6 protein-coding genes and 1 pseudogene are annotated in these 10,853 nt (G+C 73.6%); 6 read left to right on the top strand and 1 reads right to left on the bottom strand.

The window, feature by feature from the left end:
• The 6 genes and pseudogenes from ACIBAE_RS27575 to ACIBAE_RS27550 form a co-directional block, all read left to right on the top strand.
• Positions 1 to 594 (top strand): phosphopantetheine-binding protein (locus ACIBAE_RS27575; RefSeq protein ID WP_399290474.1); only part of this gene is annotated, 594 nt, incomplete at its 5' end.
• A gap of 149 nt (positions 595 to 743) precedes the next feature.
• On the top strand, positions 744 to 1,535 hold the full coding sequence (locus tag ACIBAE_RS27570; RefSeq protein ID WP_399290473.1) for a thioesterase II family protein: 792 nt from the start codon (positions 744 to 746) through the stop codon (positions 1,533 to 1,535).
• A gap of 43 nt (positions 1,536 to 1,578) precedes the next feature.
• Positions 1,579 to 2,616, top strand: a complete 1,038-nt coding sequence (locus tag ACIBAE_RS27565; RefSeq protein WP_399290471.1) for a TauD/TfdA family dioxygenase — start codon at positions 1,579 to 1,581, stop codon at positions 2,614 to 2,616.
• A gap of 6 nt (positions 2,617 to 2,622) precedes the next feature.
• Positions 2,623 to 4,521, top strand: a complete 1,899-nt coding sequence (locus ACIBAE_RS27560; RefSeq protein ID WP_399290469.1) for an amino acid adenylation domain-containing protein — start codon at positions 2,623 to 2,625, stop codon at positions 4,519 to 4,521.
• A 118-nt stretch (positions 4,522 to 4,639) separates the two neighbouring features.
• Entirely contained in the window at positions 4,640 to 9,343 is a 4,704-nt protein-coding gene (locus tag ACIBAE_RS27555; protein WP_399290467.1) for a condensation domain-containing protein, read from the top strand.
• A gap of 298 nt (positions 9,344 to 9,641) precedes the next feature.
• Positions 9,642 to 9,878: pseudogene (locus ACIBAE_RS27550) on the top strand (transcriptional regulator); the annotation flags it as partial.
• Here the strand turns inward: ACIBAE_RS27550 and ACIBAE_RS27545 are convergent.
• Entirely contained in the window at positions 9,859 to 10,521 is a 663-nt protein-coding gene (locus tag ACIBAE_RS27545; protein ID WP_399290465.1) for an HAD family hydrolase, read from the bottom strand. The pseudogene ACIBAE_RS27550 and the gene ACIBAE_RS27545 overlap by 20 nt on opposite strands.
• Positions 10,522 to 10,853 lie beyond the last annotated feature (332 nt).

Below are 10,853 nucleotides of genomic sequence, written 5' to 3'. Positions count from 1 at the left end.
ACCCTCCAAACCCACCCCCACATCACCCAAACCGCCATCACCACCCACACCGACCACCACAACACCCCCCGCCTCACCGCCTACATCACCACCACGGCAGGGGTGGAACTCGACGGGCGCGAGGTACGGGAGTGGCTGCGCGGCCGGCTCCCCGACCACATGGTCCCGTCGCTGATCGCCACGCTGGAGCGGATGCCGCTCACCCCCAACGGCAAGCTCGACAAGAAGGCGCTGCCCGCGATCGAGCTGCCCACGGTCGCCGGTGGCCGGGCTCCCCGTACGCCCCTCGAAGAGAAGCTGTGCGGGCTGTTCGCCGACGCCCTCGCCTTCCCCGCACCCCTCACCATCGACGACAACTTCTTCGACCACGGCGGCCACTCCCTCCTCGCCGCCCGCCTCGCCAGCCGCATCCGCACCACCCTCGACGCCCACCTCACCATCCGCGACATCTTCCTCAACCCCACCCCCGCCGCCCTCGCCGGACACATCGAGGCGCTCGGCGCGGGGAGTGACGCGGCGGCCGGGACGCCCGCCCGGCGGAGCAGGCCCGCGCTGCGGCGCCGTACCGAGGCGGGCGCTCTCCTCGGTCCCTGAGCCCCGCGCCCAGACCCCGTACGCCCCTGGGCCCGTTGGCCCGTACGCCCCTGAGCCCGTACGCCCCTGAAGCCCCGCAAGCCCCTGCCGACACCGAGTCCCCTCGTCGACCATCCCTGGTGAACATCCCTCTGTGAACGGAGTCCGTAGTGAGTCATGTCCCGAACCCGGCGCCCGCGTCCGAGGACGTCGTCTGGCCCCTGGCCGGCGCCGAGCCGCACCGCACCTCGCTGCTGGTGCTGCCGCACGCGGGCGGCAACGCGCACGCCTACGCCGAGTGGCGGGAGTACCTGCCCGCCGACGTACGCCTGCTGATCGGCCAGTACCCCGGGCGTGGCGCCCGGTACTCCGAGGACCTGCCCGAAGGGGTCGACGACCTGGCCGGACCCATCGTCGCGGCCCTGCCCGCCGACACCGACGACCTGGTCGTCCTCGGCCACAGCATGGGCTCGCTGGTCGCGTTCGAGGTCGCCCGCGCCCTTTCGGCAGCCGGGCGCGCCCCCCGGGCGCTGATCGCCTCGGCGTGCCGTGCGCCGTTCCTGGCGAACCCCAGCGCCGTGCACCCGGAACTGCTCGACGACGACGCGCTGGTCGCCGCCATCAAGGAGCGCGGCGGCACCGACGACGGCATCCTCGACGAGCCGGAGCTCCGCGAGATCATCCTGCCGTCCATCCGGGCCGACTTCGCGATCGACGACGTCTACCGCTACCCGGGCGCGACACCGGCGCTCGACTGCCCGGTGACCGTACTCGGCGGCGACGCGGACCCGGTGGTCCCGCCCGGGGCGCTGTCCCACTGGTCGGACATCACCAGTGGCGCCTTCGCCCTGGAGGTGCTGCCCGGGGGCCACTTCTACTTCCAGCAGCGCCTGGACGCGTTCTTCCGTCACGTGAACGCCGTGGTCACGGGCGCGCCCGCGCTCCGCCAGGCCACCGTCTGACCCGGCCGTCCCCCTCAACCACCCTTAAGGAAAAGGACGTTCCATGACCACCATCGCACCCGCCGCCGTCCCCGTGACCGGTGTCGACCCGGTCCGTGAGCCCGGGAAGCCCGTCGTCGTCCACACGCCCGGCTTCGACTCCATGGCTCAGGCCGTCGCGTGGCTGACCGCCCACCGGGCGGCCGTCCAGGCGGAGTTGCACCGCTCCGGTGCCGTACTGCTCCGAGGGCTGCCCGTCGAGGACGCGGCGGGCTTCGCCCAGGTCCGTGACGCGCTGATCCTGAAGCAGGCCGGCTACAAGGAGAAGGCGACCCCCAGAACCGACTTCGGCGAGGGCGTGTTCTCCTCGACCGACCTGCCCGCCGTCCAGCCGATCCGGCTGCACAACGAGAACAGCTACACCCTGGACTTCCCCGGCGTGCTGCTGTTCGGCTGCGTGACCGCGCCCGAGGAGGGCGGTGCCACCACGGTCGGTGACATGCGTGAGGCGCTGCGTCTGCTGCCGCCGGAGCTGGCCGAGCGGTTCGCGCGGGCGGGCTGGCTGCTGGTGCGCAACTACTCGGAGCTGGCCGGGCTGCCCTGGTACAAGACCTTCGCCACCGAGGACAAGGCGGTCGCCGAGGCGTACTGCCGGGACAACACCGTGGGCTACGAGTGGCTGGACGACGACTCCCTGCGCACCCGCCAGCGCCGGTCCGCGATCGTCACCCACCCGGTGACGGGCGAGAAGGCGTGGTTCAACCACTTCGCCTTCTGGAACAACCGGACCCTGGACGAGGACATCCGGGACGTGCTGGTCGACACGTACGGCGAGGACGGTCTGCCCTTCAACACCTACCTGGGTGACGGTACGGCGCTGACCGACGCGGAGGTCGACACGATCAACGAGGTCTACGACCGGGTCACCGTGCGGGAGACCTGGCAGCGCGGTGACGTGATGCTGGTCGACAACATCCTCTGCGCGCACGGCCGGGAGGCCTTCGCCGGCGACCGCAAGATCCTGGTCGCGATGGGTGAGCCGGTGGCCCTGGCCGACTGCTCCCCCGAGACCGCCCCTTCGACGACCGTGTTCGGGGAGTGAGGAACGATGACAGCGGTACTTCCCGAGCGCGCGGACTCCGCCCCGCGGAGCGTCTCCCCCGCCTCCCTCACCTCCCCCGCCGACCTGCTCGACCGGCTGGCCGCCGTGCCCGCCGCCCGCCCCGCCGTGGTGGCGGGTGACCGGAATCTGACCTTCGGCGCGCTGCGCGCCGAGGCCGCCCGCTTCGCGCGACGGCTCGCGGGACGCGGTGTGGGCCCGGAGAGCGTCGTGGCGCTCGCCCTGCCGCGCGGCGCCGACCTGGTGGTGGCGCTGATCGGGACGCTGACGGCGGGCGCCGCCTATCTGCCCGTGGACCCGAAGCTGCCGGCCGAGCGCCGCCGCTACCTGGTCGAGGACGCGGCCGCCGATGTGGTGGTGGTCGCCGACGCCTCGGCGGCGCCGCTGGCCGAGGGGGTCGGCCACCTCACGGTGGCGGACCTGACGGCGCCGGACGACACGGCCGGTGCGGCCGGTGCGGCCGGTGCGGAGGACTACCAGCCGGTGCCGGTCGGTCCGGACACCCTGGCCTACGTGATCTACACCTCGGGGTCGACCGGCCTGCCCAAGGGCGTGGAGATCGGCCGGGCGTCGGCATCCGCCCTGCTCACGGAGTTGGAGGACGCGGGCATCGCCGTCACCGACGGCGGGCGGGTGGGCTGGAACGCCTCGCCGTCCTTCGACGCCTCCGTACAGCAGTGGGTACGGCTCTGCCGGGGCGACACCCTGGTGATGATCGACGACGAGACGCGCGCGGATCCCGAGCTGCTGGCGCGGCTGATCGACGAGCAGGCGCTGACCGACCTCGACATCACCCCGTCGCACGCCGATCCGCTCCTCGACCTGCTGAGCGCCGACGGCGGCCCCCGCCCGCTGACCCTGCTCGTGGGCGGCGAGGCCATCAGTCCGGCCCTGTGGCGGCGCGTCGCGGAGCGCGCCGAGCGGGGGATCCTGCGCGCGGTGAACGTGTACGGGCCCACCGAGTGCACCGTCGACGCCACGGCGGGCTGGATCGGCGCGGGCGAGGAGCCGCACATCGGTACGGTCCTGCCCGGCCTGCGTCCGCGCCTGCTGGACGAGAAGCTGAACCCGGTCGGCTTCGGCGAGACCGGCGAGCTGTATCTCGCGGGCCCGCGCGTCGCCCGGGGCTACCGGCGCAGGCCCCGGCTGACCTCGGAGCGGTTCGTGGCGGACACCGCCGGGGACACCGCCCTGAGCGACGGCGGGCGCATGTACCGCACCGGCGACCTGTGCCGGCTGCTGCCGGACGGCCGCCTGGTCTACCTGGGCCGTGCCGACGGTCAGGTCAAGCTGCGCGGTCACCGCGTGGAACTGCCCGAGATCGAGGCCGCCGTGGCCGCGGTCCCGGGGGTGGCCGAGACGGCCGTGGTGCTCCGGGAGGACGTGAACGGCGCACCGGGTCTGGTCGCCTACCACCGCGCCGCCGACGGGCAGCGGGTCGACGAGACGGAACTGCGGACGCTGCTGGCGGCCCGGCTGCCCGGTTACATGGTGCCGTCGGTGTTCGTCGCGGTCGACCGCTTCCCGACCACGCCCAACGGCAAGCTGGACCGCGCGGCGCTGCCGGCCCCCATGGCGGTGTCCGCGCCGGACACCCAGCACCTGACCACCGGGGCCACCGGGGCCACCGCCGGCTCGGACGCGCCCACCGGCCGGGTGGAGGAGCTGATCGCCGGGGTCTGGGCCACCGTTCTCGGCGTGCCCCGGATCGGAGCCGAGGACAACTTCTTCAAGCTCGGGGGGCATTCGCTGCTCGCGATCAAGCTGGCCTCGCGGGTACGGGCCGAACTCGGCATCCGCCTCCCGGTGAAGGCGGTCTACTCGCACCCGCGCCTGCGCGATCTCGCCCGGCACATCGAGACCCTGCTCGACGGCCAGGACACGTAGGCCTTTCATCCGGACAGGCCCTCCCGGCGGCTTCGGGGCGCGGCGCCGGGCCGTGCCCGCGCCCCCGCTCGCGCCCCGCCTCTCCTCCCTCCCGCTTCAGCCACTTTGAGGAATTACCGTGATCCCGTTGTCCTTCGCACAGCGTCGGCTGTGGTTCCTGAACCGTCTGGAAGGGCCCTCCCCGACGTACAACGCGCCGGTCGTGCTGCGCATGGACGGGGTGCCTGACCGGGACGCCCTGGAGGCGGCCGTCGGTGATGTGGTCGAACGCCACGAGGTGCTCCGTACCGTCTTCCCCGTCAGCGGATCGGAGCCGTACCAGGACGTCCTCGCCTCTCCCGGGATGGCTCTCGCCGTCACGGACTGCGCCCCGGGGACGGTGGACGGCCTGGTCGCGGCCTTCACCCGGGAGACGTTCGACATCACCGGCCAGGTCCCCCTGCGGGTGCGGCTGTTCGTGCCCGGTGACGGCACCTCGGTCCTGGTGCTGCTGCTGCATCACGTCGCCAGCGACGGCTGGTCCCTCGGCCCGCTGCTGGAGGACCTCTCCGAGGCCTACCTGGCCCGGCTCGGCGGCCGGGCTCCCCGGTGGGACCCACTGCCGGTCCAGTACGCCGACTACACCCTCTGGCAGCGCGACATGCTGGGCGATGCCGAGGACCCCCACAGTGTGGCCGCCGAACAACTCGACTACTGGCGTGCCGCGTTGGACGGCCTTCCGCCGGTCGTCGACCTACCCGCCGACCGACCGCGTCCCGTCGAGCCCACGCATCGGGGCGCCACCGTCACCGCCCTGCTCGGCGCCGGGACGCACCGGGAGCTGGTGGCGCTGTCCCGGGACAGGCGGGCCAGTCTGTTCATGGTCGTACGCTCGGCGCTCGCGGCGGCGCTGGCGGCGGCCGGGGCCGGGAACGACATCGCCATCGGTACGGCGGTGGCGGGGCGGCCCGAGGAGGACCTGCACGAGCTCGTCGGGTTCTTCGTCAACACCGTGGTGCTGCGCACCGACCTGTCCGGCGACCCGTCCGTAGGGGAGCTGGTCGAGCGGGTACGGGAGGCGGACCTCGGGGCGTACGCGCATGAGGACCTGCCCTTCGACCTGCTCGTCGAACACCTCAGCCCGGAACGGGCACTCGCCCATCACCCCTTCTTCCAGGTGATGCTGACCCTCCAGCCGGGTGAGGACGCCCCGGTCGGCCTCGGCGCGATACGCGGCGTACCGGCCGTGGCGGACCTCGGCGCCGCCAAGTTCGATCTGACGCTGTACTGCACCGAGAACCACGACGCGGCCGGCGCTCCGGCCGGCATCGACATCGGCCTCCAGTACGCGGCCGATCTGTTCGACGCGGACACCGCCCAGCTGCTCCTCGATCTGTACGTACGGGCGCTGGAAGCCTTCGCCGAGGAGCCCGGCGCCCGGCTCGGTGAGCTGGGGCTGCTCACGGACGACGAACAGGCGGCTCTGACGGTCCGCCGGGAGCGCCTGCGGGCCGGCCGCGACGAAAAGGCCGCCGCCTCCGCCGCCCCCGCGCCGCGCGCCGCGCTCGATCCGCGTGAGGAGATCCTGTGCGGGCTGTTCGCCGAGGTGCTGGGCCACGAGGACGTCGGGGCCGACGACAACTTCTTCCGGATCGGCGGCCATTCGCTCCTCGCGAGCAAGCTGGTCAACCGGATACGGGCGGTGCTGGGCATCGAGACGGGCATCCGCGACCTCTTCCTCGCGCCGACCGTCCGGGGCCTGAGCCGGCGGATCGCCGAGCAGGGTGACGGCGCCGGGCCACGACCCGCGCTGCTCCCCGTGCCGGCCGGGGAGCGGCCCGGCCGGATCCCGCTGTCGTACGCGCAGCGGCGCCTGTGGTTCGTCAATGAGCTGGAGGGGCCCAACCGCTCGTACAACGTGCCGGTCGTGCTCCGGCTGGACCGCCCGCTGGACCCGTCGGTCCTCGCCGAGGCGCTGGCCGATCTCGTCATCCGCCACGAGGTGCTGCGTACCGTTTACCGGACCGCCGGGGGTGAGCCGTACCAGCTCGTCCTGGACGGGGTACGTCCCCGGCTCGATCTGATCCGGGTGCCCGGGGACGGGCTCGCGGCGGCGGTGGACAACGCCACCGCGCACGTCTTCGACCTGGCCACCGAGCTGCCGTTCCGCGCCACACTGCTCACTCCCGCCGACGGCGGCGGGCAGATCCTGGTCCTGCTGCTCCACCACATCGCCGGGGACGGCTGGTCCACCGGACCGCTGCTCGCCGACCTCACCGCCGCCTACCTGGCGCGCGAGGACGGCGGGGAGCCCGCGTGGGAGCCACTGCCGGTCCAGTACGCCGACTACACCCTCTGGCAGCACGACATGCTCGGCGACGCGGCCGACGCCGAGAGCCTGCTGGCCCGCCAACTCGCCCACTGGGGAGAGGTCCTGGCCGGAGCGCCGCCCCTCATCGCGCTGCCCACCGACCTGCCGAGGCCCGCCGAGCCGAGCCACCGGGGCGGGCTCCTCCCCTTCCGGCTGGACGCGGCGGCGCATCAGCGGCTGACCCGGATCGCCCACGAATGCGGTGCCACGCTCTTCATGGTGGTGCAGGCGGCGCTCGCCGCCACCCTCGGCCGGCACGGCGCCGGGACGGACCTGATGCTCGGCACGACGGTCGCCGGGCGCGGCGACGACGCGCTGCACCCGATGGTCGGGTTCTTCGTCAACACGCTTCCCCTGCGCACCGATACGGCCGGCAACCCCGCCTTCGCCGATCTGGTGCGGCGGATCCGGGACACCGATCTGGCGGCCTACAGCCACCAGGACGTGCCGTTCGACCGGCTGGTCGAGCACCTCAATCCGCACCGTTCCGCCGCCCACCACCCGCTGGTGCAGGTGATGCTGCAGGTGCACGCGGCGGACACGGGTACGGTCCGGGCGACCGGCGCGCTGGCGGGTGAGCCGTATCCGTCCGGCGCGGGCGCCGCCAAGGTGGACCTCACCTTCGCGCTCACCGAGACCAAGGACGCGGCGGGGGCGCCGGGCGGTCTGTCCGGCGTCGTCGAGTACGCCACCGATCTCTACACCCCGGCCACCGCCGCGCTGCTCGCCACTCATCTCACCCGCGTCCTGCGGGCCGTCACCGAGGACTCCGCCATGCGCATCGACGACATCGCTCTGCTGACCCCCGAGGAAGAGGAGCGGCTGCTGGCCGGGGCCTCGGGAGCCGCCGACGACGGCCGGTCCGCCCGGCTGGTCCACGAGCGCTTCGCCGCGCAGGCCCGGCGCACTCCGGACCGGGTCGCGGTGTCCTTCGGCGACGAGACCCTCACCTACGCGGAACTCGACGCGCGCGCCGACGCGCTGGCCCGCCGGCTGGTGCGCGGCGGGGTGCGCCGGGGTGATGTGGTGGGGGTGCTCCTGGAGCGCGGCTTCGAGCAGATCGTGGCAGCACTGGCGGTCCTCAGGGCCGGCGCCGGATCCGCCCTGCTGGCGCCGGAGGCGCGTCCCGACCGGGCGCTGGCCGCGACCGGGGCGACGGTCCTGCTGTCCCGGCGGACGCTGGTGGCCCGGGTCGGTCCCGCGCGTCCGGCACGTCTGGTCCTGGTCGACGACACGGCCGACACAGCGGACGCGGCGGACACGGCCGGGGCGTCCCCGGTGGCCCTGCCCGCCGGCGACCCGCGTGACACGGCCGCCGTCTGCCTCGTGCTCGACGCTTCGGGTGGGCCGCTCGCGGTGCGTACCGCGCACGGCACGCTGACGTCCGCCGCCTGGCCGGGTGCGGGCGGCGCCCGGCATGTCGACATGGCGGTGTCGTCGGAGGCGTTCACGGAGCGGTTGTGGGGGGCGCTGCTGACCGGGGCCAGCGTGGTGCTGCGGCCCGCCCGCCCGTACGACCGGCTGCCCTCGGACGGCCGGCGGCGGCTGGTGCTGGACCACCGGCTGCGCCCGGTGCCGGCCGGGGTGCCGGGCGAGCTGTACCTGTCCGGGGCGACGCCGGGCGACGGCTATCCGGCCCGTCCCGGCGCGACCGCGGTGGCGTACGTCCCCGATCCCTTCGGTCTGCCCGGCGCCCTGATGACCCGGACCGGTGAGCGGGTGGTACGGACGCCGGACGGCTCGCTGCGGCATCTCGGCCGGATCGGCGAGCGGGCACGGGTCGGCGGCTATCAGGTCGACCCCGCCCTCGTCGCCGACGTGCTGGCGCGGCACGCCTCGGTGGCGCGCGCGGTGACCGTCGTACGGGAGGACCGCCCCGGCTCCCCCCGGCTGGTGGCCTACGCCGTACCGCGCCACAGGATGACGATCGACGAGGCGGAGCTGCGGGCATGGGCCGCCGGACAGCTTCCCGAGTACACGGTCCCGTCCGCCGTGGTGGCGCTGGCGGCCCTGCCCATGACCGTGGACGGCCGCACCGACCGGGCGGCGCTGCCGGCGCCGGCCGTCGAGCCCGGCCCCGACGCGGCGGCGGAGGAGGGCGCGGACGGGGGGCGGCCGCGCGACCACTGGCGGGAAGTGCTGTCGGAGCTGTTCAGCGAGGTGCTGGAAGGCAAGCAGGTGGGTCCCGACGACAACTTCTTCCGGGTCGGCGGCCATTCACTGCTCGCGGTGCGCCTGGTCAACCGGGTGCGGACGGTGCTGGGCGTGGAGATCACCCTGCGGGACGTCTTCCGGTACCCGAGCGTCTCCGCACTGGCCGGCCACCTGGCCGGCGCCGACGGCACGGCACCGGCGGCGGCCCCGGGCGCCAAGAGCGTCGCGGAGGAGGAGACCGCGGCGGAGCGCAGGCCCACGCTGCGACGGCGCACGCAGGCGGGCGCCCGGGTACGGGAGTCGGTCCGGCAGCCCTGAGCGCGGCCGCGCCCCAGGCGCTCTCCGGTCGCCGGGGTGGGTGGCGAGGCCCGCCCGCCCCGCGCGCCGCGACCGAACAGCGGATACACCCCGGGGCAGGTCCGGCCGTGTCCAGAAGACCCTGTTGGTCGATTCGGGCTCCTGACCACTTTGCTCCGTCGAGTTGCTGCTCGGCGGAGCGAAGTGGCGTGGTCAGGTGCCCTCCATATGACCACCCGACTGAGTGTCCACACGCCGCCGCGAGATCGGGAGGTCACATTCGCACCGGGGATCGGTGTAGGGAGCGAGTCCACGCTGCACGGTCGTGCTGGGGGACCTCGCCGCCGTCGAGGCCGCAGCCGGACAGCCGGAGGCGGCGTGCGCGTACGCGGTCCGAGCCCTCGATCAACTCGCTGTCACCTGGTACGCCACCGGCATGGACCGGGTGCGCGAGGTCCGGCAGGCGCTCGGCCCGTGGCAGCACGAGCAGTGCGTGCGTGACCTCGATGACCGGCTGTATCGCTGGGGAACCACCCTCAGCGCTCTGACGCGCTGAGGGCGGCGATCTGCTCGGGGAGTTCGGTGAGGCTGCCGATCCTGAGATCCGGCAGCCTTACCGCGTCCTCGGTGTTCCACTGGATCGTGGCCCAGGGGCCGCGCCGGATCAGGGCCGTACGCATCCCCGCAGTGAGGGCGGGCCGGATGTCGTTGTCGAGGCGGTCCCCGACGTACAGGATCTCCTCGTTGTCGAACGGCACGACCTCGGCGACCCGCTCGAAGAAAGCGGGATCCGGCTTCGAGGCGTCCCAGTCGTCGCTGGTGCCGATCAGGTCGACGTCGTCGGTGAACAACGTGCGGAGGATGCCGCCCGCGCGCACGGTCTGGTTTCCCGCGATCCCCAGCCACAGCCCATCGGAACGCAGTGCGGTGAGGGCGGGCCGGACGTCGGGGTAGAGGTCGCTCTCGTCGAAGTGCTCGGGCCGGCCGGCGTCCGCGCGGGCCTGACGCTGTTCGTACAGGTCGAAGCCCGGCTCGAATTCCTGGAACGTCTCGCGGTAGTCCCGGCCCTGGGCGATGACCGCGCCGAACATGGCGGCGAAGGTGTGGCGCGGGACGCCGAGCCAGTCGGCCCAGGTGCCGTACTCCCGTGTCTCATCCACGAGGCACTCGCCGACATCGAAGACAACTGCGCGAATCATGGCGCGATTGTAGGGCTCCGCCGGAACGAGCCGCGAGGGAGCACGATGTGGTCACCGGCCAGCGGCCTTCGCCGTGCCCCGGCGCGGAACGGCCCGGCGCGGAACGGCCCGGCGCGGGGTCTGGTGTCCGGCCGACGGCGTGGGCAGTTCGCGGCGGCAGTTGGTGCCGGTCATTCTGCCGCGCGCACTGCCGACCACCCGGCTCCCCGCTCCCTAGCCTCGTCACAGAGGCGGGAGGGCTCCTTCACACCGGGCCCCTTCTCCCGCCGCAACGACGTCGGCACCACGTGCGACGGTGCTGTCGTCCGGCGCCGGATTCCCTGTTTCCGACC

The sequence above is a fragment of the Streptomyces sp. NPDC051569 genome, from assembly GCF_044454085.1.
Lineage (GTDB): Bacteria > Actinomycetota > Actinomycetes > Streptomycetales > Streptomycetaceae > Streptomyces.
Note: the sequence above shows the minus strand (reverse complement) of the source record. Positions and strands in the feature narration are given on the sequence as shown.